This is a genomic window from Chlamydia sp. 17-3921, from assembly GCF_902705545.1.
Classification (GTDB): domain Bacteria; phylum Chlamydiota; class Chlamydiia; order Chlamydiales; family Chlamydiaceae; genus Chlamydia.
The window spans coordinates 56,112-80,244 of record NZ_CACSHH010000003.1 but is presented as its reverse complement, the minus strand read 5'-3'; the positions used below and the strand labels follow the sequence as shown (position 1 = coordinate 80,244).

Here is a 24,133-nt window from a genome sequence, read left to right as displayed (position 1 = left end):
ATTTTTATTTTTTCTGAGAATTTGATCTTGGTTCAGATTGAACGCTGGCGGCGTGGATGAGGCATGCAAGTCGAACGGAATAATAGCTTCGGTTATTATTTAGTGGCGGAAGGGTTAGTAATACATGGATAATTTGTTCTTAACTTGGGAATAACGACTGGAAACGGTCGCTAATACCGAATGTGGTATGTTTAGGCATCTAAATTATATTAAAGAAGGGGATCTTCGGACCTTTCGGTTGTGAGAAAGTCTATGGGATATCAGCTTGTTGGTGGGGTAATGGCCTACCAAGGCTACGACGTCTAGGCGGATTGAGAGATTGACCGCCAACACTGGGACTGAGACACTGCCCAGACTCCTACGGGAGGCTGCAGTCGAGAATCTTTCGCAATGGACGAAAGTCTGACGAAGCGACGCCGCGTGTGTGATGAAGGCTCTAGGGTTGTAAAGCACTTTCGCCTGGGAATAAGAGAAGTTGGCTAATATCCAACTAATTTGAACGTACCAGGTAAAGAAGCACCGGCTAACTCCGTGCCAGCAGCTGCGGTAATACGGAGGGTGCTAGCGTTAATCGGATTTATTGGGCGTAAAGGGCGTGTAGGCGGAAAGGAAAGTTAGATGTCAAATCTTGGGGCTCAACCCCAAGCCGGCATCTAATACTATCTTTCTAGAGGTTAGATGGAGAAAAGGGAATTCCACGTGTAGCGGTGAAATGCGTAGATATGTGGAAGAACACCAGTGGCGAAGGCGCTTTTCTAATTTATTCCTGACGCTAAGGCGCGAAAGCAAGGGGAGCAAACAGGATTAGATACCCTGGTAGTCCTTGCCGTAAACGATGCATACTTGATGTGGATGGTCTCAACCCCATCCGTGTCGTAGCTAACGCGTTAAGTATGCCGCCTGAGGAGTACACTCGCAAGGGTGAAACTCAAAAGAATTGACGGGGGCCCGCACAAGCAGTGGAGCATGTGGTTTAATTCGATGCAACGCGAAGGACCTTACCTGGACTTGACATGTATTTGATCGCGGCAGAAATGTCGTTTTCCGCAAGGACAAATACACAGGTGCTGCATGGCTGTCGTCAGCTCGTGCCGTGAGGTGTTGGGTTAAGTCCCGCAACGAGCGCAACCCTTATCGTTAGTTGCCAGCACTTTGGGTGGGAACTCTAACGAGACTGCCTGGGTTAACCAGGAGGAAGGCGAGGATGACGTCAAGTCAGCATGGCCCTTATGTCCAGGGCGACACACGTGCTACAATGGATAGTACAGAAGGTAGCAAGATCGTGAGATGGAGCAAATCCTTAAAGCTGTCCTCAGTTCGGATTGTAGTCTGCAACTCGACTACATGAAGTCGGAATTGCTAGTAATGGCGTGTCAGCCATAACGCCGTGAATACGTTCCCGGGCCTTGTACACACCGCCCGTCACATCATGGGAGTTGGTTTTACCTTAAGTCGTTGACTCAACCTTTTTTTAGGAGAGAGGCGCCCAAGGTGAGGCTGATGACTGGGATGAAGTCGTAACAAGGTAGCCCTACCGGAAGGTGGGGCTGGATCACCTCCTTTTAAGGACAAGGAAGGCTATCTTCGGATAGCTTGACTAGGTTGAGCAAGCATTTTTGCGCTGCATTCTATTTCTTTTGCATTGTTAAGATTTGGTTTTCAATACATTCAGTATTACGATCAAGTATGTTATGTAAATAATCATGGTAACAAGTATATTTTCACATATAATAATAGACGTTTAAGAATATCTGTCTTTGGTGAAGTTATCTTGCATGGATCAAAAATTTACAGACCAAGTTAATAAGAGCTATTGGTGGATGCCTTGGCATTGAGAGGCGATGAAGGATGCGTTTACCTGCATTAATCTTCGGCGAGCTGGTATAAAGCTATGACCCGGAGGTGTCCGAATGGGAAAACCTGATAGATTAATATTCTATCATTATATACTGAATACATAGGTATATAAAGCGATACCTACTGAACTGAAACATCTTAGTAAGTAGAGGAAAAGAAATCAAAGAGATTCCCTAAGTAGCGGCGAGCGAAAGGGGACAAGTCTAAACCACATTTTAATGTGGGGTTGTAGGGTCGATAACATGAGATCTTAAGTTTTAGTTGAATACTTCTGGAAAGTTGAACGATACAGGGTGATAGTCCCGTAAACAAAAAGACAAGAGACTCTATTCGATACCTGAGTAGGGCTAGACACGTGAAACCTAGTCTGAATCTGGGGAGACCACTCTCCAAGACTAAATACTAATCAATGACCTATAGTGAACCAGTACTGTGAAGGAAAGGTGAAAAGAACCCTTGTTAAGGGAGTGAAATAGAACCTGAAACCAGTAGCTTATAAGCGGTCGGAGACCTATAACTCTTCGGAGTCATGGTTGACGGCGTGCCTTTTGCATGATGAGCCAGGGAGTTAAGTTAAACGGCGAGGTTAAGGGATTTACATTCTGGAGCCGAAGCGAAAGCGAGTTTTAAAAGAGCGTTTAGTCGTTTGATTTAGACACGAAACCAAGTGATCTATTTATGACCAGGTTGAAGCATTGGTAAGACTTTGTGGAGGACCGAACCAGTACCTGTTGAAAAAGGTTTGGATGAGTTGTGAATAGGGGTGAAAGGCCAATCAAACTTGGAGATATCTTGTTCTTTCCGAAATAACTTTAGGGTTAGCCTCGAATATTAAGCTTTTGGGGGTAGAGCACTGAATTCTAGCGGGGGCCTACCGGCTTACCAAAGGAAATCAAACTCCGAATACCAAAAGCGAGTTCGGGAGATAGACAGCGGGGGCTAAGCTTCGTTGTCGAGAGGGGAACAGCCCAGACCGCCGATTAAGGTCCCTAATTTTATGCTAAGTGAGTAAGGAAGTGATGATTCTAAGACAGTTGGAATGTTGGCTTAGAGGCAGCAATCATTTAAAGAGTGCGTAACAGCTCACCAATCGAGAATCATCGCGCCAATAATATCCGGGGCTCAAGCATAAAACCGAAATCGCGGGTGTATATTATTTAATATACGCGGTAGGAAAGCGTAGTATTCAGCTGAGAAGGTATACCGAAAGGAGTGCTGGAGCGGATACTAGTGAAGATCCATGGCATAAGTAACGTTAAAGGAAGTGAAAATCTTCCTCGCCGTAAGCCCAAGGTTTCCAGGGTCAAGCTCGTCTTCCCTGGGTTAGTCGGCCCCTAAGTCGAGGCACAAATGCGTAGACGATGGAGCAACAGGTTAAATATTCCTGTACCACCTAAAACTTTAGCAATGGAATGACGGAGTAAGTTAAGCACGCGGACGATTGGAAATGTCCGTATCACAATGAGATTGGTTAGTAGGCAAATCCGCTAACACAAGGTCAGGTTGTGGTTAAGGGAAATCTTCGGAGGAACTGATAGTGTGGCGCGAGGCTTTCAAGAAATAATTTCTAGCTGTTGATGGTGACCGTACCAAAACCGACACAGGTGGGCGAGATGAGTATTCTAAGGCGCGCGAGATAACTTTCGTTAAGGAACTCGGCAAATTATCCCCGTAACTTCGGAATAAGGGGAGCCTTTTGAGGTGATTACCTTCGCGGTATGAGCTTTGAGAGGCCGCAGAGAAATGGCCCAGGCGACTGTTTAACAAAAACACAGCACTATGCAAACCTCTAAGGGGAAGTATATGGTGTGACGCCTGCCCAATGCCAAAAGGTTAAAGGAATATGTCAGCCGTAAGGCAAAGCATTGAACCCAAGCCCTGGTGAATGGCCGCCGTAACTATAACGGTGCTAAGGTAGCGAAATTCCTTGTCGGGTAAATTCCGACCTGCACGAATGGTGTAACGATCTGGGCACTGTCTCAACGAAAGACTCGGTGAAATTGTAGTAGCAGTGAAGATGCTGTTTACCCGCAAAAGGACGAAAAGACCCCGTGAACCTTTACTGTACTTTGGTATTGATTTTTGATTTGTTATGTGTAGCATAGCCAGGAGACTATGATCACTTTTCGTCAGGAAAGTGTGAGTCATCGTTGAAATACTGGTCTTAACAAATTGGGAATCTAACATTACTCCATGAATCTGGAGAATGGACATTGCCAGACGGGCAGTTTTACTGGGGCGGTATCCTCCTAAAAAGTAACGGAGGAGCCCAAAGCTTATTTCATCGTGGTTGGCAATCACGAGTAGAGCGTAAAGGTATAAAATAGGTTGACTGCAAGACCTACAAGTCAAGCAGAGACGAAAGTCGGGCTTAGTGATCCGGCGGTGGAAAGTGGAATCGCCGTCGCTTAACGGATAAAAGGTACTCCGGGGATAACAGGCTGATCGCCACCAAGAGTTCATATCGACGTGGCGGTTTGGCACCTCGATGTCGGCTCATCGCATCCTGGGGCTGGAGAAGGTCCCAAGGGTTTGGCTGTTCGCCAATTAAAGCGGTACGCGAGCTGGGTTCAAAACGTCGTGAGACAGTTTGGTCTCTATCCTTTGTGGGCGCAGGATACTTGAAAGGAGCTGTTCCTAGTACGAGAGGACCGGAATGGACGAACCTATGGTGTGTCGGTTGTTTTGCCAAAAGCATAGCCGAGTAGCTACGTTCGGAAAGGATAAGCATTGAAAGCATCTAAATGCCAAGCCTCCCTTAAGATAAAGTATCCCTATGAGACTCCATGTAGACTACGTGGTTGATAGGTTGGATGTGTACGCACAGTAATGTGTTTAGCTTACCAATACTAATAAGTCCATTGACTTGGTTTTTATCATATGAAAAGCTGAATAGGCTTTTCTGTTGAATTAGCCGATCTATGCAAGTATATTAATTAAAGACTTTTCTTAAGCGTCTATTAGTATACGTGAAAAAATACGTTACAAGATCTAGCTTGGTGATATTGGAAAAAGGGACACACCTGATACCATTCCGAACTCAGAAGTTAAGCCTTTTATCGCTGATGGTACTATACACAAGAGTATGGGAGAGTAAGTCGTTGCCAAGCTTTTTATTAGATATTTCCTTGGTCGTAGACTGAGTTTTTAGAAGAAGGAAAATAAAAAATATTTTCCTTTTTTTTTCTTTAGATAACTACTGTGTTTTCTCTTTAAAAGGTTTTTTCTTAAAGAGTAAATAAGTCGTTAGTCCGTTATCCCGTTATATGAAATCACTAATTTTTTTATTTTCTTATTTAATCAATATAAAAAATTAGAGAGTTATACCCTTTTAGCTACCAAAATCATCTAAAACGATAGAAGAGCGCTCTATTCCATAATTATCTAATAATTTAAGAATACTGCTATTGTGTAAAGGTGGACCACAAACATAGTACAAATAATCTTCAGGATTATCTAATTTATTAAGTTGCCCTAATTCAAAAGCTCGAAATAAGAAATTCGTTTTTGTGAGATCATCTTTATCCCAACCTGAAGCAATGTCTTCAGAACTTGGAGATGAAAGCACTAAATAGTAGTGAAAATTTGAATGAGTCTCAGCTAATTTTTCATATTCATCTTGATAAATATTCTCTTTCAAAGAACGAGCTCCATACCATAATGTCAGATCTCTTTTTGTATTCTTTTTTAATAAATCAAGAATATGACTTCTCCCAAATGAAGATCCTGCTCCACCAATAAGGAAAATTACAGGACGATCGTCTTCTTTCATGAAAGATTCACCGTAAGGGCCTGAAACAGTGATTTTATCTCCAGATTTCAAAGAGAAAATGAATGAAGAGCAAACCCCCCAAGGAATTTCTGGATCAGGTTTCCCATCAACAAGAGGTGGTGTCGCAATCCTTATGTTAAATTTAATAATGGGTAGTTCTGCAGGATATGATGCCAAAGAGTAGGCTTTATTAGCAGAACCAGAAACTAGCAGACTATTATCTATTGTCTTATTAAATAATTGAAAAGTTTCCCAATCGCTGTGATATTCTGGAGCCATGGTTTGTTTCCAATCAGAAGTGTTTGTCATGTAAGGAGGAACAGAAATTTGTAAATAGCCTCCGGGTTTATAAGGAATTGGTTTGTTTGGATCTATGGAAATAATAAGCTCTTTAATAAACGTAGCAACATTTTCATTAGATATGACAGTCCCTTCCCAAGAAGCAGCGTGTAAGCAGCGTTCTTCTATTTCTAAGTGCATGTCATGTTGCACTTTTGTCTGACAAGAAAGGCGCCAGCCTTGTTCTAATTGTTGCTTAGTAAATGTTGCTCGATCTGTCTCCAGGGGATTGTCTGCGTTTTTAATAATACGAACTTTACATTGCTTGCATGTCGCTTTCCCTCCACACGGAGATGGTATGGAAATTCCAGAATCTAAAAGAGTCACAAGTAGTGTTTTCCCGCTACTTACAGTCTTTGAAAGAGATTCATCATCATTGATTGTTAGCTTACAGGGATGAACTTTAATAAAAAGTTTTCGTGCTAAGAGAATAATTCCAGATAGAATCAGGCCAATAATACAGAAGACAAAACACGAGATAAAAATAAAATAAAGACTAGAAAGCCAAGTCATAACAATTAGAATTTCAGTTTTAGTGAAGAGTTCATAATATCAAATTATAACTAGGCTTATAAAAAAGCAATCCAGGTTTCTCTAGATTCACAGAGATGTTTTAAGTTTTTGTACCATCTGACTTCAAGATTTCAGAAATCGCAGCTTTAAGAACTTCAAGCTTTCCAGAAGCAATATTTAAGATAACAGTGTGCTCTCGTACTTCATCAATTACCCCTACAATTCCCATAGCGGTAACTTTATCTCCCTTCTCAAGCTCATTTTTGCGCTTTTCTGCAGCTTTACGTCGCTTTTGTTCCGGACGCCATAAGATGAAATAGAAAAATAAAATAGCAATACCAAGCATAACAGCTGGCTGTAAAAAAGTATTTTTTGTCCGAGCGACCTCTTCTTCAGCAAATGCTACTGACGAGCTCAGAAAAAATAAAAAACATGTGATGTAAGATAGCATGAAACCACCCTTAATTCGGTTAATTCAAAAGAAAGCGTACCATAATAGGAAGCGCTCATTCAATGCTTTTCCTAGAGGATATATTTATTATTTTTCTAATAAAAGAATGTTTTCTAAGTGCGGAGAATGCGGAAACTGGTCTATAGGTTGCATTTTTTTAATACGATAACCGGCTTTTACTAGGCAAGAGCTCTCTTCCAACTGTGTTTTAGGATTGCAGGATATATAGATAAGCCGAGGGGCTCCTATTCGTAAAATATATTTGAGCACCTTATTTTGTATTCCACAGCGAGGAGGGTCTATAATGATAATGTCTGGAGCTATCTCTGCATTCATTCTTTGACAAAAAGTTTTCACATCTTCAAGAAAAACTTCCATACAATCTTCTTTGTGATTTATTTGAATATTTTCTTTTGCGGACTTTATGGCTTCAGGAACAATTTCTACTCCTATGACTTTTTTTACATACGAAGAAAGCATAATTCCGATAGTTCCTACTCCACAATAGAGATCCAAAACTTGTTCCGATCCTTGTGGGTTGATCAACTCTCTAGTTATATCAATAATTCGTGCTGCTTGAAAATTTTGAGGTTGAAAAAAACTTTTTGGATAAATGTTGAAGGTTGCACAATCCTTGTTGCTTGGAAGAGTTAGTGTTTGCTGAATGTAAGGCCTTCCGTGAATAAGTGTCGAAAGATAACGTGTAGGACTACCTTTAATAGCATGTTTTTCTTCCCAAAAAATAGAAGTAATATCAAGAGAGGAATTTAGTAACATTTGTTTCCAATCATGTACAATCTCTGAATTTACAGAGTATCCTGAAGCTCCAGATGTTGTCAGGATGACCATGATTTCTTTTTTTGGGTAACCAAAGCGTACTGTTAGATTACATAGAGACCCTCGATTTTTAGGGGGAAAGTATGCTTGGAGATTCGGATACTTGTCCCACCAAAGTCGTGTGAGTTGAAGAATGTCCATTGTGTTTTCGTGAATTAACAAACATTCTGTAATTGGAACGCCTTGTTTAGGTTTGGTAGAACTAATGAAACCTAAACTTTTCTGATGATCCCGAGATTGAAAAAAGGAAAACTCCATTTTATTTCTTCCTCGTAAGATGGGATCACAAGGAATCACTGGACAAATCAGAGACTCTGAGCAAAGAGGTGAAAATAGTGTTTTAAGAAGTTGTTCTTTGGCTTTTAAAGAACTTGCATATGCCGTTTGCGGGGAAGAGCATCCTCCACAAAAATGAAGATGCCGACAATCTTTAATTACAGTCATGTAGTAATTTTTTTTGGCAAAATACTACATGAAATGAAGCGTTAAGTATAGAAAGAAATTGTGAGCTCTTAACAAAAAAAAGAGGATAATTGTAAGAAAGACTATCCTCTAAATAACTAAAAACAAAAGACTATTTTCTTAGAAAACGGGATTTAGCGACTTTCTTAACTTTTGGTTTTGGGCTTTTGGCTACTACTTTTTTAGGAGCAGCTTTTTTAGCTTTTACAGGTTTTGAAACTGGTTTTGCGACTTTTTTAAGTGTAGTTTTTTTAGTTTTTGCAGGTTTTGAAACTGGCTTACGTTTCATTAAACCAGATTTTTCTGCTTTAATAGATTCTTTGCGATAAAGTTTCGCAATTTTTTCTAATTTAATAGAATCTGTGCGAACTCTCTGTGCCGCAGCTTTATTCCCTTTTTCAGCTTTATCTAAGTCTTGTTGGATACTTTCCAACAAATCTCTCATTTTTTTTGCCGTATCTTTTAGCGCCATGAAAAGCGTCCTCTAGTTGCTGTTTTAAACTATTTTTACTTGTTTTATTTTTTAATTAGTTTGTTTGTTCAAATTCGTGCAACCTTTTTTTTAGAGTCTAATAAATTTAAGAAATTTTTTATTTTAAAAAATTCTATTATATTTCTTTGTTAGTCAATGTGTTAATGAATGAAAAAACTTTAAAAGTTTCTTTTTTCTTGAAAGCTTTTTTTTATAGTAAAAATCGTTTGTTAACGTGATTTTATACGTTGAAAAGTATTCAGAATAGAATATTTCATTTTTAATGAGATTAGGTTGTCCTATGATCGTTTTTAAAGTGCTTGATGAAATTGCAAAAATTGAGTTTCTTATTGTGAGAAGTTGTAGAACATGGTTATAAAGAGAGTGAAACTCTTTGAACGTTTTTTTTCTATATTGTGTGTATTTCTTGTCTTCGAAGGATCAGTATGCGCGGCTCCTCATTTTTCAGATAAACCTTTTGATATTTGTTGTGGCAATATTCACTCTGTTCTGAAATCTAATAAAGATTGTGATGCCTTATTTGAAGAATTTATAGATCATATTTTAAAAAATAGAATTGCTCTTACTGTTAGAGATTGGGAAACTATTGGTGCTTTGGTAAGGCTGTATGTACAGAAATGTATCAGAGAAAAGAAATGCCAACAAGGAGAGAATATTCTTCGTCAATTATTAACTTTACCCTTACCTAACGTAGTAAAAAATGATTTTCGAATTCTTTGGTATCGCTTAAATCCTAACGGAGTCCCCTTAAGAAATCTTGTTGAACAGTTTTCTTCCTTAAATTGTGAAGATTCTTTGCAAAATCGTCTTCTTAGAGAGCTTTATAAACTAACTCTCTATAGTAATTACGAGGATCGTAAACAAAGCATATTGTTGGCAAAAGAACAGGGTCTTTATAAAGAAGCACACGATCAAATCTTGGTCTTACTACAAGCTATAGAAAAAGGAGAATGTAGCCCTCATTTCGAAGTTTTAGATGTAGAAAAATGTTTTTTGCAAAAAAAATTATTGGCTTTACAAATTTTAGAAACAGAAATTTCTGAATTATGTGAATCTTTACTATCTTCTTACTACTTGGCAGAGATTGCTTATGCCGATGCTATTGAAAAATTAGTTCGTCGTATTGCTAAAGGAGAAGTTTCTCGATCTCAAGAGGTAGATGCTGTTCTTCTATCACATGCCTTATGTCGCCTTTCTACAGACCGTAAAGAAACTATTCAAGAGTTGGAAGTTCTTATTGATAGGGGGAAATATTTACAGTCCTCTTTGTTGTATTATGGATATTTCTCCTTACTTGAAATTTATCTGCAGGATAAGAATTTTTCTTCTATAGAACGTTTGCTAATTGCCGGAGAGCCTGTTTTCACTTCAGATCACTCGTATTTCCCTGAATATATGTATTTCTTAGGTGCCTATTCTTATGCTCATGGTGAATACACCAGAGCATTTGATATTTTTTCACAGATTATAGAGCCTGCAGCTCGTTTCGGAGTTACTCTAGCAAAAGTTTATGAATATTTAGGATGTATAGCTTTTTCTCAAAAAAAATATGAACTCTCTGAAGAGTTTTTCTTGCGATCTTATAAAGGTTGGAGTCGAGAGGATGCAGGTATAGGCCTTTTTCTTGCTTTTACTGTTCAAAATAAGAAAAACGCATGCGAAGAGCTATTGAAACAAGTAGAGTTTTCTTTTCATAATCTTCAATTATTAGAATCTTTATTTGCTCTAGTACTAGACTCACAAGAAAACTCTAAATCACTTTTTTATAAAGACTCAACGACAGAGTTGTCTTCTTTGCTTTCTGATGTCTATAGTCGTTGCATTTATAGTATGATAAAACACAAAAATATTGTTTCAAACAATCCTGTTTTAGAGCTCACTTATAATTATATAGATTCCACTGAAAAAGATTATTTCACAAGAATACAAAATATTTTCCAAGAATCTTCTGAGTTGAGTATTTTAGAGTTTTGGAAGCAAAAGTTAGATAAGAAGGACTCTATAGCTTTTAGCTTCCCAAATAAGCCTTCAGGAATTATTCCTCGACAAGAGGAGTACATAGCAGCTCTTTGTTATCGAGCTTTGTATGAAGAAGATCAAGATGCTGTGTCAGCTTTGCCTTCTTTTTTTTCTAAAGAATTTTCATCTATACAGTCTGCTATACGTCTTGTCTGGGCTTTAACAAGATTAAAGAAAACTCAAAAGCAAAATACGTTATATTGTTATGGTCTGACTTTGCGATCTTTGGGAGATCGCCTATACTTATTGGCATATGATCTTCAAGATTATTTGGATGGAAAGGAAGATGCTTTGACTCATTTATCTTCTTTCCCAGAGTTATTTCCAAAATCTTCATTATTGACTTTGGTTTATTATCTCTTGGGGAAAGGAGAAACTTCTTTATTTTTAAAAGCTGCATGGTTTGTTAAAGCTTTGGCAGAGTTTTCAGAAATATCCTTATTTGGAGAGCAGACTAAAGCGTGGACCTATATTTATTATGGTTTGAAGTTAGACCTTGCTGATACTTATTTTTTTTTAGGAGACATCGTTCGATCTGTAGAAACTTTGGAAGAGGTTAAAGAAGACTGGTATGTAAAAAACCATCCTCGCCTTCTTCTTTTAGGAGAGGATCCTTGTCGACAATTTATAGAACGACGTTGGTTAAAAGGTTTAGCTTGTGGTTATATGTTGCTCAATGAAAAAAGTCGGTTAGCTCATCATTTACTTCAACACATTGAGAATACTTTATTATTTTCGCGGTCTTTAAAGGAATCTCAAGAGGATGCAACGGCTATAATCACAGCTCTTTGCCCTGTATCACATACTAAAGTGTTGCAATAGTATTGTATGCTGAAGCTATACAGCGGTTTAATCCTGGCCCAGCAATATTTTGCCCTACAAATTTTAGTGTTTTTGGCAAAGAAGGTAAAATGCGCTGTCTAGCTTCTAAAAAACCTACACTGTGTTGAGGGACCCCATCTCGAGGAGAAAATAAAGAAAACGCATCAGGTTTTTGGGAAATCCCTAGGTATTTGGAGATAGCTGCTATAGAGCAAGCATAAGCTTCGGCTTCGTGCCAAAATCCCTCAAGAAGTAGAGATAAAGAGGTTTTTCCTAAAGCTTGTTGGGGAAAAATTTGAGAATTCCAAACGATTCCTAGGAGAGGAGGTTCTTCAGCAAACAGCATTCCGTAACCTTTAGGAAGAGAAAATTTTGAAGAATGCCAGCCTAAAGCTGTGCTAGAAAAATGCCAGGATAAAGTTCTTTCTTCAAGGATTTTTAAGTTAGAGATATTCGTTAATGAGGATAAGAGGTTGAGAGGACCTGTATAAATTGCAAGATCAGCGGAAAGTGTTTCTGAAGGAGTCATTATCTGAACATTTTCTGAAGAACTTATTATTTTAATCACAGGAGAAGAAAATTTCCATTCCGCAGGAATTTTTGCTTTTAATGTATCAATAAGAACCTTTAAGGAAGGTTGTAACGTTGCTAGAGTATGTTCTTTTTTTGTCCTCTTCTGACATGAAAATAGTTCTTTCAAATAGCTTCGTAGTAGTGATCCAGTTTCAGCTTCGCGTTTTGCTAAAGAGGGGAAAGCCATATATGTGGAAAGATTAGAGCTGCGTCCTGCTCGTATTGCAGTTACAACAGGATTGAGTATGTATTTCGTTAGATTTCTTGTACTGTGCCTTTCAAAGAAAGCTTCTATGGAGCTGTCATGTGGATAACAGGGAGCAAACAGATCTTTAATTAATGATGTGAGTAAGCCTTCTTGTATTAAAGATAAAAAAGATATTTTTCGTGTTTTTCCTTTGTAGTGAATATAGCGTTTTTTTGCAGCCTTATTATTAAAAATAAGAGCATCATTGAGTCCCAATTCTTTTATTAACTTTAAAGTAAACTCACCCTCACCTTGTGTAAGAAAACCTTTTGGACCCAAATCAAATGAAAATCCCTGTTTTTGTATCGTAAAAAGAAGACCTCCAGGAGAGGTTGCTTTATCAAGAATTATAAGTTGAGCATTAGGAAATTTTTTATGTAACCACCAAGCAGAAGCTAGGCCAGATATGCCAGATCCTATAATGATAACTTTATTCATATTGAAGCAGAGAATCGTGGCGTTGAAGATACTTTTTTAAGAAAATAATGATCAAAGGCTGTGGCAATGACTCTTACAAATAGTTCTCCTAGGGGGGTCACAGTGAGTAAGGAAGAACCATTATGAATGAGGCCAGTACCTTCCATACTTTGAAGTCTTCCTTGGCTTTCTAAAAAATAATGATCGAAATCGTAACCAAAATGATTAAAAAAGTCTTCTTTCTCAACCATAAAAGAACACATAAGTTTGTGAATCACCCATTTTCGAATGATATCATCTTCAGAAAGAATTTTACTTTTTTCTGTCGCTAAGGATCCTGAAAGAATTTTATTATGATATTCATCTAAATTTTTTGTATTTTGTAAATAAATTCCTCGGATGAAACTAGTTGAAGACATCCCAATGCCAATAAGATCCTCTTCTGGAGGTAAAGAATACCCCTGAAAATTCCGAATAAGGGATTTGTTTTTAAAAGCTAAAGTTAGAGGATCATTGGGAAGAGAGAAATGATCCATACCAATGGCTTGATACCCAGCTTTGATTAGGCTATGCCTAGATTGAGAATATATGATAAATTTCTCTTCCATCGAGGGCATATCAGAAGCTTTCATGGCTTTTTGGTGAGGTTTGATCCAAGGTACAGAAGCATAAGAAAATAGAGCCAATCTGTCTGGACGCATAACTAAGATATCTTGAATCGTTTGAGCAAAAGAGTGTCGAGTTTGTTTAGGTAATCCATAAATGAGATCGATATTAATACTTTTGAATCCTAAATCTCTAAATTTTTCATATGCTTGCTTGGATTCTTCATGGGATTGATATCTTTTTACAGCCTTTTGTACTTCTATTTGAGTATCTTGAACTCCGAGACTGATACGATTAAATCCTATTTTCTGAAAAAATTCAGCTTTATCTATATCTTTCCTTAAGGAACGAGGATCCATTTCTATAGCAATCTCTTCGGCATAGGAGAGATCAAAAAACTCATGAATTTTTTTAAAAAGTTTCTCAAACATTGCTTTTGAAAGACGACTAGGGGTTCCTCCTCCGAAATGAATATGAGAGACTATGTGTTTTCCCCCTAGATAATGAGAGATTAGCTCTATTTCTCTTATCAATGTATTGATGTAAGCTTCAACAACATCTTCTCTACGATTCAAAACTACAGTACAGCCACAATAAAGACACATCGACTGGCAAAAAGGAATATGAAAATACAATGAAAGAGGTTTAGGATTTTTTTTAATCCTTTCAAAAGCGAGCTTTGTCGGAGAGTCATCAGAATTTTCCCATTCTAAAGCTGTAGGATAACTTGTATATCTTGGTGCCGGTTGATGAAGTCCTTCTAGGAATTTAAAATCGATGTTGAACATGGGCAACGACAGCTTGAATATTTTCTAAAGGAGTCCCTGGAAGAATTCCATGGCCAGAATTGAAGACGTACTTCGAAAAGATTTTTGTGGAATCTAGGAATATGTCCAAATGTTTCAGAAGTTTTTCTATAGGTAAAAGAAAAAAGGCTGGGTCAAAATTCCCTTGAAGAGAAGGCCTATGAGAGGATCTTGTGTATATCTGAGAAAGGTTCACATGATAATCTGGGTGGAGGGTGTCTGCATTGGTCTCGTAAAGCTTGATAAAGTTTTCTTCAAAACAGCGGCAAAATAGGCTAACGGGAATGTTATGGGATTTGAGTTTAGCAATAAGAGCCTTATTTGGCTCTATAATGTAGCGCGAAAACAGAGAAGAAGGTAGACGAAGGCTTGCAGAATCAAAAAGTTGAACAGCAGAAGCTCCTGCTTGAATTTGAATTTCCAGATAGGTAGCTGTGCTGTTAGTAATTGTTGTTAGAATTTTCTGAAATTGTTTTGGATAACGATAAAGAAATGCCATCGTTTTTGACGAATCTTTGGATGCTCCTCCATCTAGAAGATAGCTTGCTAAAGTGAATGGAGATGCAGCAAAAGCAATTAGGGGAACAGAGAGTTTTGATGAGATTTTCGAAATAGCGTTAAGAAGATAGCTAAAGGTTTCCTTTGGATCCTGCGTAAAGGTTAAGAGATCCCTTGGGGAAAAATCAATTTGAGGCCCTGGGGCAAAATCATAGGAAATAGAAAAGCCATCCAAGATTGAAAGGATGTCAGCAAATAGAATTGCAGCATCAACATGTAGCAATTCTGGTCCTAAAAGTGTAGCTTCTGTAATGGCATCAGAATTATGGAAAAAAGTTTTTAGAGATTGAGAACCTTTAAGTTCATGATATTGGGGCATGTATCTTCCGACTTGGCGTAGAAACCATACCGGAGGATGTTTTGAAGCAGATGGTTGTAAAACATCAAAAAATGACATAAATCTCTTTATCAAAAATTTTTTAGAGGAAAGGCTTTTTCTATCGACTCGAAAACTTCTTTTACTAACAGCTCTGGAGTCGGGGATAGAGAGTAAGGTAAAGTCTTTTTAATTTGTTCTGTTTTACTGTGGCTTTGTTGAATGAGTAAAGAATTTTCTGTTCCTTTGATACTCACAATATTATGTTGTAAAGAAAAAAGACGTATTTGGGCAAGAGCAAGAAGCCACTTGATTTCTAGAGGCAGAGGGCCGAAGCGATCTAGAAGTTCTTGTTCTATGGCTTCTAAAGCTTCCTTGCTTTCTGTATTGCCTATTTTCTGATAGAACTCTATTCGCAAAGAGGCTGACTCTATATAAGACTCTGGAATTCTAGAATTATAAGGAAATTCTATTTTTACTGTGTCATGAAACAATAGAGGACTAGAAGGATTTTTTAAAGCCGCTATCGTTTTTTTAAGAAGCTTACAATATAAATTAAATCCTATAGCGCTTATATGCCCAGACTGATCTGTTCCTAAAATATTCCCAGCTCCACGAATTTCTAAATCATGAAGAGCTATTTTCATGCCTCCACCATATTCTTGTTTATTTAGTGCTGCTAAACGCTTCGCTGCTGGTCCTGACAATCTATCCAAATAGGGAACTAAAAAATAACAGTAAGCTTTTTTATTCCAACGTCCTACTCTGCCTTTCATTTGATACAAGTCTGCCATACCGAATTTGTCTGCATGATCTATTAAGATAGTGTTTGCATTAGGGATATCTATACCGTTTTCTATAATTGCTGTAGCAATGAGTATGTTTGTCTGTTGTGTTTTGAATTTATGAAAAATAGAGGCCAATTCGTCTGAAGTCATTTGTCCGTGAGCAACTCCTATACGAGCTTCAGGAATAAGATTTCGAATATTTTCTGCTAATCGAAAAAGGCTTTCAATTCGATTATGGATAACATAGGCTTGTCCTCCTCGAAGAAGCTCATGACGAAGAGCTGCCGAAAGAGTCTCATCATTATGTTCCATAAGAAATGTACTCACAGGAAGCCGATCCAAAGGAGGCATCGTGATAACAGAAAGATCCCTAGCTCCTGTTAAAGACATGTATAATGTTCTGGGAATTGGAGTGGCAGATACTGTTAAACAATCAATATTTGGATAACGCTCTTTTAAACTATCTTTTATTTTTACTCCAAAACGTTGCTCTTCATCGATAATTAGTAATCCTGGGTTATGAAATTCAAGACTTTTATTAATGAGTTTATGGGTTCCTATAAGAATATCAATTTTTCCTGTGGAAATATCTTGAAATATGATTTTTTGTTCTTTAGTCTGCGAAAAACGAGACAGAACAGCTATGTTTATAGGCAATCCTGTCATTCTGTGTTTAAAAGTTTCATAGTGTTGATTCGCAAGAATCGTTGTCGGAACCATAACAATGACTTGACGATGACCATCACAGACAGCCTTTACTGCAGCTCGCATTATAACTTCTGTTTTTCCAAATCCTGCATCTCCACAGATAAGTCTATCCATAAGCTTATCAGACATCATGTCTTCATAAATTTGATTGATAGCTTTTAATTGATCAGGAGTTTCTTCATAAGGAAATGTTGAGGCAAATTTCATCACAGCATCTCCGTGTGGAGGATGAACAAAAGCAGACACTGTATTGCGTTGTGCTTCAATTTGAAGGAGTTTTTCTGCGTAAGCTATTAAGGATTTTTCTGTAAGTTCTCGGGAACGTTTCCATTTGGACCCATTAAGATTGTGAAAATCGGGGGCTTTATCAGAAGCTCCAACATAACGAGAGATGAGATAGGCTTGATCTGAGGGAACATATAACCTCGCGTGATCGGCATATTCTATGACTAAATAATCTGTTTCAATATTGAGATGATTGGGTTTTTTTTCTACACCTATAAATTTCCCAATGCCGTTATGTAGATGAACTACAGTTTCTCCAGGTGTAGGAACATACACTTCTTCTGTTGTTATAGAAAAATAATTTCTCTGTTTTTGACGTCGTAATATTTTTGTTGAAGAGAACTCTGATAAGGAAATAATGGCAAGTCCTTCACTAACTAAAGCAAAGCTAGAATAAAAATTTCCTATTTTTTCATAGATTACAGTCTCAGTATTATTTAGTTGTTGAATCAAAGCTCGAGCTTCTGTTAGCGATTTTGTTTTTGAGCTATAGATTACCAATTTTAGAGAAGTATCTTTCCTCGAAAAACATTCTTGAAGACGTTGAAGAAAATTTTGTAAAGGATTTTTACTGTCTTCTAAGATCATATCGGGATAGATCAGAGAAAGAGGGAGTCTTCGAGCTTCAATTTGTCGATTGAAAGCGTGAACTTCAACAAAGTTATTTTGCTTTGTCTGCACATTGGGAAAGTATTTTTCTGCAAAATAAATTTTTTGAGTTTCGGAAACTCGTTTGAATAAATCTCCTATGGATAGAAATCTTTCGGGAAAAGATGCTAATGTTCCTGAAATTTCGGCAAAATCGTTTTCTAATACTTCAAGATCATCAAAAATGCATAGGGGAGGCTCTTTAAAATAATCAAGCAGCGTGTGAGAAAGTTTCTCTGTTCGTGTATCTTTATTTGCTGGAGAAATTGAAATTTTTGTAGTTTTTCCTGTAGATAACTGATCAGAAGGATTATAAGAACGTAGGGAAATAATCTTTTCTCCCCAAAATTCTATACGGAAGGGCTCTATCGCTGATAAAGGAAAAATATCGATAATTCCTCCTCGATAAGCAAATTCTCCTTTTTCTCTTGCTAAAGTTACATGAGTGTATCCCAAGTCTTTACATAGTTCTATAGCTGTCTCTGGATCCAAAACATCTCCAACACGAAATTCCAAATGATGTTCTGTTGTTTCTTTGGGTGAGAGTGTTTTTTCAAGAAGAGCTTTTAGTGTGGTAACACAAAATATAGGATCCTTCTGTGTTTGAATAGTGTAAAGAAGATGGTCTCGTTTCCCTACGGCGTCTATATTTACTAGCTTGGGAGATAAGTCTATTTCTGATGAAGGGAACTCTAAGGGAGGAGTATATAAAAATGTTGAGAGGTTTTCAAAAAGATCATCCAGACGTGCAGGAGTCGAAACCATAACAATAGATTTTTTATTGTCATGAAATAGCTTTGCTGCCAGAAAGGCAAGAGCTCCTTGATGGACATTTTCAATTAGATAGGGATCAGGATTTTGATATAACTCTCGGGTGAAGGAAAGTTTTAAGTTAATTGGGTCGAAATCCATTGCCATAGGGTTTTATTTAATTCTGCTGTTTCTGGAAGCGAGGATGCGCTACCTTGTGCTGATTCTTTCTTCCCTCCCCAACGTCCCCCACAAGGAGAAAGAATTGTTTTTAAAAGATCTTGCGCTTGCAAGCCTTGTTTGATTAAATCTTCAGAGATTCGAGATAAGACAATATATTTCCCATTTTTTTGTGTTATCCATAGAGAGATACACTTTTGAGGGATCCTTTGATGCAAGTAGTTGGCATATAGTTGTAAGCGATGACTCTCGTTCTCTGATAAATGATGTACGAAGTAAGAAATGTTGTTAGTATGTTGACAAAGACCCATGAGTTTGTCTAATTGCGAGTTAATGAGTTTTGTCTCTAGGTCAGAAATAAGCTTGTCCTGTTTTTTGCGGTATTCTAAAGTGTTTGTAAGCTTAGCTACAACTTGATCCTTGGGAGTTTGTAATATCAGAGCAATCTCATCCAAAAGTTTCCCTTCTTGGCGGCTTATGACTTCTGCTTCTTCTCCGGAAACAGCTTCTATTCTTCGAATTCCAGTTGCTACAGAGTGTTCTTTAACAATACGAAAATATCCAAGATCCCCAGTAGCATTAGCGTGAGTCCCTCCACAGAGTTCATGAGAGTTTCCTGCTGAGACGATGCGAACTGTATCGCCATATTTATCTCCAAAAAATTGTTTGATTTCTGAAGAACTCATAACATCCGAGTACAGGGATTCCCGTACCTGTACTGGGTGATTTTCTCGGATAGAATCGTTAACCAAGGACTCTATTGCGGTAAGGTCTTCGGGAGCAATTGTTTTTGGATGCGTGAAGTCTAGGCGTATTTTTGTATCATCGACATAAGATCCTGCTTGGCGAATATGGCTTCCAAGAACATGTTCTAGAGCTTGATGCAATAAGTGGCAGCCTGTGTGATTATTCGCTATTTTTTTTCTTCGAACACAATTTACTTGTGCAGTGACAGCAGAAGTTTGTTCAAGCTTACCCTGAGACATTATTCCATGATGGACTATAAGCCCTACTTTAGGTGTTGTTGTGTGAGAGACAACAAAAGATCCTTCTTCGGAAAAAATCTCCCCTGAATCTCCGATTTGACCTCCCTTTTCTGCATAAAAGGGAGAAGATTTTAAGATAAGCGCACCTTCTTCACCTTCTTTAAGAGACGAAACAACCCTATCTTTAGAAACAATAGCTTCGATGAATGTATCGCAAGAAAGATCTTCATACCCTATAAATTCCGAAGAAAGGTTTAAGGGCAGAAGATCATAAACTAGTTTTGTTATCTCTTGAGCTTTTACAGAGTTTTTTCTAGAACGTTCTTTAGCCTCGTGCTCTAGGTGGATGAAAGTGTCCATATCTATGCTAAAGTTATAATCTTTTGCCAATAAGGCTATTTCATCTATAGGAAGACCGTAGGTATCTTTTAATTTAAAAACATCTCTTCCGGAAATCTGAGAAGAAGATGATGATGCTTTTAAAACTTGTTGTAAGAGATTGCCTCCTCGATTAAGAGTCTTGAAGAAGTTTTCTTCTTCAGCAGAAACAACTTCTTGAATCTGTGTCAAAGAAAGTCTTAATTCGGGATAAGCATCTCCCATAGAATCTACTAAAGTCGGAACTACCTCTGCTAAAAATGGAGAATGAAATCCTAAACGACGGCCGTAGTTTACAGCTCTTCTTAAAATTTTTCTTAATACGTATCCACGCTCAGTATTTCCTGGTAACAAACCATCAGCAATGGCAAAGGATAAAGAGCGAACATGATCTGCTATTACACGAAATGCTGCTCCTAGTGAAGCGTTTTGATTATAAATTTGAGAGCTAAGTTGTTCTATTTTTGTTATGAGGGCTCGTAACACGTCTACTTCGAAAACCGTATTCGTTCCAGAGATAATAGAAATAAGTCTTTCTAATCCTGCACCAGTATCAACATGCTTGTTTGGTAAAGCTAATAAATCTCCTTCAACAGAGCGATTGAATTCCATGAAAACTAGATTCCAATACTCTAAAAAACGCTCTCCTTCTGTATCTTCAAAAGGATTCCTTGCAGATCCAAAACTAGGCCCTCGATCGAAAAGAAGTTCCGAACAATAACCACAGGGTCCTGTATCAGCCATGCTCCAGAAGTTGTCTTTGTCTGTTAATCGAAAAATACGTTCCGAAGGAAGATAACGTTCCCAAAGAGAAAAAGCCTCATCGTCTTTTTCATGAACAGTAGCATAGATTGATTCTGGAGGAAAATTAAAGATAGAAAGAGAAGCTTCCCAAGCGAAAGTAATTGCATCTGTTTTAAAATAGTCTCCAAAAGAAAAGTTCCCCAACATTTCAAAAAACGTAAGATGTCGGGATGTATGGCCAACATTTTCTAAATCATTATGTTTTCCTCCCGCACGAATACATTTTTGCGAGGTTGTTGCTCGGGTGTAATTAACTATTTCTTTGTTTAAAAAGACATTTTTAAATTGATTCATGCCTGCATTAGTAAAAAGAATCGAGGGATCCTGGTGAGGAAATACTGGGGAAGAGGGAACTATAGTGTGATGACGATTAGCATAAAAATTGAGAAATTTAGAACGAAGGAGATTGCTTAGCATAGGGAAAGATTGTGCATTATGAAGGTTTTTGGATGCTTGCATTATAAAAAAATGCTTTTTTTGTCTCTACTCCAGATCGGTTTAGATATAGAAAACAGCGAGACATGTCGCCTAGCCCTTCTTTCTATTAAGAGTTGCTTGCTTTTTGGTTGATGATACCATATGATCGCATATTTTTTAAGCAGGTTTTAAGACTAAGAGTATGATTGCTAAAGAACTAGACTTAGATCTTTTAGAAAAAATTGCAGGAGCCATTAAACAGCTTAGCATAGAAGCTATTCAAAAAGCTGCTTCTGGCCATCCAGGACTTCCCCTGGGGTGTGCAGAGTTGGCAGCATATTTATATAGTCATGTTCTCAAACATAACCCCAGAGACCCAAATTGGATAAATAGAGATCGTTTTGTTCTGTCTGCAGGACATGGATCGGCTATGTTATATGCCTGTTTGCATCTTGCTGGATTTAATGTCTCTTTAGAAGATATTCAAAATTTTCGTCAGTTATTTTCTAAAACCCCAGGTCATCCGGAATATGGAGAGACTGATGGAGTTGAAGCTACGACTGGACCGTTAGGTCAAGGTATTGGTAATGCTGTAGGAATGGCTCTAGCAGGTAAAATGCTCGCCGATAGATTTAATCGGCCGGAGTTTAAAATTTTTGATAGTAAGGTATACTGCCTTGCCGGAGACGGCTGCATAATGGAAGGCGTTAGCCACGAAGCATGTGGATTTGCTGGGTCTTTGTGTTTGAATAACCTTGTTGTTATCTATGATTATAACAGCATTATTTTAGATGGTAATTTGAGTGAAGTCAGTATTGAAGATACCCGAAAACGATTTGAAGCTTATGGTTGGGATATTAGAGAAATTGATGGGTACGACTTCTTTCAAATGAGGGAGGTATTCTCTGAGATAAAAAACTCTCAAGAACGACCTTTATTGATAATAGCTCACACTGTTATAGGTCATGGTTCTCCAAAGGAAGGAACTTCTTCTGCTCATGGCTCTCCTTTGGGAGTAGAAGGTGTTTTACAAACTAAACAGTTTTGGTGTCTTTCTGAAGAGAAATTTTATGTTTCTCCTACTGTTAGAAATTTCTTTTCACAAAAAATACAAGAGGATAAAAAACTTCAAGAGAAGTGGCAGGATGATTTTCGTGTCTGGTCTAAGCAGTTTCCTCAATTGCATGAAGACTTTCTCGCTCTCACGTCTCATAAATTATCAAATGATTTGGAAACTTTGTTACGTAGTGTAGATATGCCAGAGTCCAATGCTGGAAGAGCTGCATCTAACAAAATCATTCAACTTTTGTCTCAATATTTACCCTATTTGATTGGAGGATCTGCAGATCTTTCTAGTTCTGATGGAACTTTGATTCGTGATGCTGGTGTTATACATAGTCACGATTTCTCTGGAAGAAATATCAAGTATGGCATTCGAGAATTTGGTATGGGAGCTATTATGAATGGCTTAGCTTATCATCGAATTTTCCGGCCTTTTGGAGGCACCTTCTTAGTCTTCTCTGATTATATGCGTAATGCGATTCGTTTAGCAGCTCTTGCAAAATTACCAGTTATTTATCACTTTACTCATGACTCTATTTTCCTGGGCGAGGATGGACCGACACACCAACCTGTCGAGCAACTAATGTCTTTACGAGCAATTCCTGGTTTGCAGGTGATTCGTCCTGCGGATGCAAATGAAATCAAAGGAGCTTGGTTAGCAGCTTTGAGATATAATGGTCCAACAGTTTTGGTTTTATCTCGTCAATCTCTCCCCACACTGATGCATACCGATCTTCATTTTAGAGAGGGAGTTGGAAGAGGGGCGTATATTCTTATGAAAGAATCCGGAGTAAAACCGGATTATACTTTATTCGCTACTGGTTCGGAGGTTTCTTTAGCTTTAACTGTAGCAAAGGAATTAGAGTTTTTAGATAAAAGTGTTCGAGTTATTTCATTCCCTTGTTGGGAATTATTTGAAAAACAAGATGCTGATTATAAAGAAAAAATTCTTGGAGGAGATTTAGGGATACGTGTTTCTATAGAAGCTGGGTCAGCTTTAGGATGGTATAAGTACATTGGATCTTCTGGAATCTCCATAGCTATGGATCGCTTCGGATGTTCAGCTGCTCCAAGTGACGTCGCAGAGATTAACGGATTCACTACAGATTTGGTTTTGCAAAGGATTCTTTCTCAATAATCCTCATCAGAAGTCGCGGAATCTTTTGCCATGGTGTCGTCAGCCTCGCCAAGTTCCATATGAGGTAAGCCTTTGTTGTGGCAAGAACGGTTTCTCAATGTTTTCTCAAGCTTTGATATGATTTGAAGACCAGTTAAGATATGATCTTTTGTATAAGTCTTCAGAACGAAATTACTACTTTCCTTTGTCTTAATACCTTCTTTTCTTAAAGGTAAGTCTGAAATCAGTAATAAAGCTCCAATAGGAAGATTTCTGCGATAACCTGCAGCAAAAAGTGTTGCACATTCCATTTCTGCAGCTTGAACTTTTGCTTCGTAAAGCTTTTTCCTAAACTCTTTATTGAACTCCCAAAATCGGATATTTGTTGTATGGGTGATTCCAATATGAAAATTTGCTTTATTTTTCTCTAAGATTTCGGTGGATGTTCTTTGGACCATAAAGTTGGCTAAGGCTGGAACCTCTGGAGAAAAATAGGCGTCAGAGGTGCCTTCTCCTCGGATGCTTGCTATAGGAATAAAATAATCCCCAACTTGGTAGTGAGAGCGCAAACCTCCACACATACCAAGCATTAATGCTGCTTTTACGTCGGGAAGAAAAGAGCATAAATCCATAGTTAGAGCAGCTCCAGGAGATCCTAGTTTAAAATCTAAAATAGATGTGCTTACCTGAGGTGCATGAGCCGCGGAGAACATCGAGCCTTCATGAATGGGTACTTGATGAATCTCTGCAAAACTCTGAACGTAGTAAGAGAAGTTCGTCAGTAGTAAATAGGGACAAAACGATTGTATCTCAGAGCCAGAGTAGCGCTCAAGAGTTTCTCTAGCAATTAGAGCTTCACTAATAGTAATATTCTTCATAATTTCTCCCAAAGGAACTTTGAAAACACTTAAAAATCTTTTAT

General features: G+C 37.9%; 11 protein-coding genes, 3 rRNA genes and 1 pseudogene. 5 read left to right on the top strand and 10 right to left on the bottom strand.

Annotation, left to right across the window (positions count from 1 at the left end):
• Positions 1-9: 9 nt before the first annotated feature.
• From JMS40_RS00725 to rrf, 3 genes are all read left to right on the top strand, one after another.
• Positions 10-1,563: ribosomal RNA gene (locus JMS40_RS00725) — 16S ribosomal RNA — on the top strand.
• A 230-nt stretch (positions 1,564-1,793) separates the two neighbouring features.
• Positions 1,794-4,731 (top strand): 23S ribosomal RNA (locus JMS40_RS00720).
• A 121-nt stretch (positions 4,732-4,852) separates the two neighbouring features.
• A 5S ribosomal RNA gene (rrf, locus tag JMS40_RS00715) occupies positions 4,853-4,967 on the top strand.
• The 16S, 23S and 5S rRNA genes sit together here, the layout of an rRNA operon.
• Positions 4,968-5,188: 221 nt before the next feature.
• Here the strand turns inward: rrf and nqrF are convergent.
• From nqrF to JMS40_RS00695, 4 genes are all read right to left on the bottom strand, one after another.
• Positions 5,189-6,481, bottom strand: a complete 1,293-nt coding sequence (nqrF, locus tag JMS40_RS00710; RefSeq protein WP_201456368.1) for an NADH:ubiquinone reductase (Na(+)-transporting) subunit F — start codon at positions 6,479-6,481, stop codon at positions 5,189-5,191.
• A 100-nt stretch (positions 6,482-6,581) separates the two neighbouring features.
• On the bottom strand, positions 6,582-6,932 hold the full coding sequence (gene yajC, locus JMS40_RS00705) for a preprotein translocase subunit YajC (protein ID WP_201456367.1): 351 nt from the start codon (positions 6,930-6,932) through the stop codon (positions 6,582-6,584).
• 87 nt (positions 6,933-7,019) lie between these two features.
• The gene (gene rlmD / locus JMS40_RS00700; protein WP_201456366.1) at positions 7,020-8,213 is read right to left on the bottom strand and encodes a 23S rRNA (uracil(1939)-C(5))-methyltransferase RlmD; all 1,194 of its coding nucleotides are present in this window, start codon (positions 8,211-8,213) and stop codon (positions 7,020-7,022) included.
• A gap of 130 nt (positions 8,214-8,343) precedes the next feature.
• Entirely contained in the window at positions 8,344-8,703 is a 360-nt protein-coding gene (locus tag JMS40_RS00695) for a histone (protein ID WP_201456365.1), read from the bottom strand.
• Between the two features lie 369 nt (positions 8,704-9,072).
• Here JMS40_RS00695 and JMS40_RS00690 point away from each other — a divergent pair, with 369 nt between their 5' ends.
• Complete coding sequence (locus JMS40_RS00690) at positions 9,073-11,565, top strand: tol-pal system YbgF family protein (protein WP_201456364.1); 2,493 nt, start codon at positions 9,073-9,075, stop codon at positions 11,563-11,565.
• Here JMS40_RS00690 and JMS40_RS00685 read toward each other — a convergent pair.
• The 5 genes and pseudogenes from JMS40_RS00685 to alaS all read right to left on the bottom strand — a co-directional run bounded on the left by JMS40_RS00685 (position 11,549) and on the right by alaS (position 21,032).
• Entirely contained in the window at positions 11,549-12,823 is a 1,275-nt protein-coding gene (locus JMS40_RS00685; protein WP_201456363.1) for a protoporphyrinogen oxidase, read from the bottom strand. The two genes, JMS40_RS00690 and JMS40_RS00685, sit on opposite strands and share 17 nt — an antisense overlap.
• Positions 12,820-14,187, bottom strand: a complete 1,368-nt coding sequence (gene hemN, locus JMS40_RS00680; RefSeq protein ID WP_236558923.1) for an oxygen-independent coproporphyrinogen III oxidase — start codon at positions 14,185-14,187, stop codon at positions 12,820-12,822. The genes JMS40_RS00685 and hemN overlap by 4 nt, the downstream gene beginning before the upstream one ends.
• A pseudogene (hemE, locus tag JMS40_RS00675) lies at positions 14,169-15,169 on the bottom strand (uroporphyrinogen decarboxylase). Before hemE ends, hemN begins: the two are co-directional and overlap by 19 nt.
• A gap of 11 nt (positions 15,170-15,180) precedes the next feature.
• Complete coding sequence (gene mfd, locus JMS40_RS00670; RefSeq protein WP_370545320.1) at positions 15,181-18,429, bottom strand: transcription-repair coupling factor; 3,249 nt, start codon at positions 18,427-18,429, stop codon at positions 15,181-15,183.
• Positions 18,405-21,032 carry an alanine--tRNA ligase gene (gene alaS / locus JMS40_RS00665; protein ID WP_201456479.1) on the bottom strand — a complete coding sequence of 876 codons (2,628 nt, stop codon included), beginning with the start codon at positions 21,030-21,032 and terminating at the stop codon, positions 18,405-18,407. The genes mfd and alaS overlap by 25 nt, the downstream gene beginning before the upstream one ends.
• 202 nt (positions 21,033-21,234) lie before the next feature.
• Between alaS and tkt the strand changes: the two genes are divergently transcribed.
• Positions 21,235-23,232, top strand: coding sequence for a transketolase (tkt, locus tag JMS40_RS00660; protein ID WP_201456359.1), 1,998 nt, complete (start codon positions 21,235-21,237; stop codon positions 23,230-23,232).
• On the opposite strand, the gene JMS40_RS00655 is transcribed toward tkt, so the two are convergent.
• The gene (locus JMS40_RS00655) at positions 23,226-24,089 is read right to left on the bottom strand and encodes an AMP nucleosidase (RefSeq protein WP_201456358.1); all 864 of its coding nucleotides are present in this window, start codon (positions 24,087-24,089) and stop codon (positions 23,226-23,228) included. The two genes, tkt and JMS40_RS00655, sit on opposite strands and share 7 nt — an antisense overlap.
• Between the last annotated feature and the right edge of the window lie 44 nt (positions 24,090-24,133).

Coding starts and splice junctions, on each gene's coding strand:
- JMS40_RS00655 (WP_201456358.1), bottom strand. CDS start 24,089: ATGAAGAATATTACTATTAGTGAAGCTCTAATTGCTAGAGAAACTCTT.
- tkt (WP_201456359.1), top strand. CDS start 21,235: ATGATTGCTAAAGAACTAGACTTAGATCTTTTAGAAAAAATTGCAGGA.
- JMS40_RS00695 (WP_201456365.1), bottom strand. CDS start 8,703: ATGGCGCTAAAAGATACGGCAAAAAAAATGAGAGATTTGTTGGAAAGT.
- mfd (WP_370545320.1), bottom strand. CDS start 18,429: ATGGATTTCGACCCAATTAACTTAAAACTTTCCTTCACCCGAGAGTTA.
- rlmD (WP_201456366.1), bottom strand. CDS start 8,213: ATGACTGTAATTAAAGATTGTCGGCATCTTCATTTTTGTGGAGGATGC.
- nqrF (WP_201456368.1), bottom strand. CDS start 6,481: ATGACTTGGCTTTCTAGTCTTTATTTTATTTTTATCTCGTGTTTTGTC.
- JMS40_RS00685 (WP_201456363.1), bottom strand. CDS start 12,823: ATGAATAAAGTTATCATTATAGGATCTGGCATATCTGGCCTAGCTTCT.
- yajC (WP_201456367.1), bottom strand. CDS start 6,932: ATGCTATCTTACATCACATGTTTTTTATTTTTTCTGAGCTCGTCAGTA.
- JMS40_RS00690 (WP_201456364.1), top strand. CDS start 9,073: ATGGTTATAAAGAGAGTGAAACTCTTTGAACGTTTTTTTTCTATATTG.
- alaS (WP_201456479.1), bottom strand. CDS start 21,032: ATGCTAAGCAATCTCCTTCGTTCTAAATTTCTCAATTTTTATGCTAAT.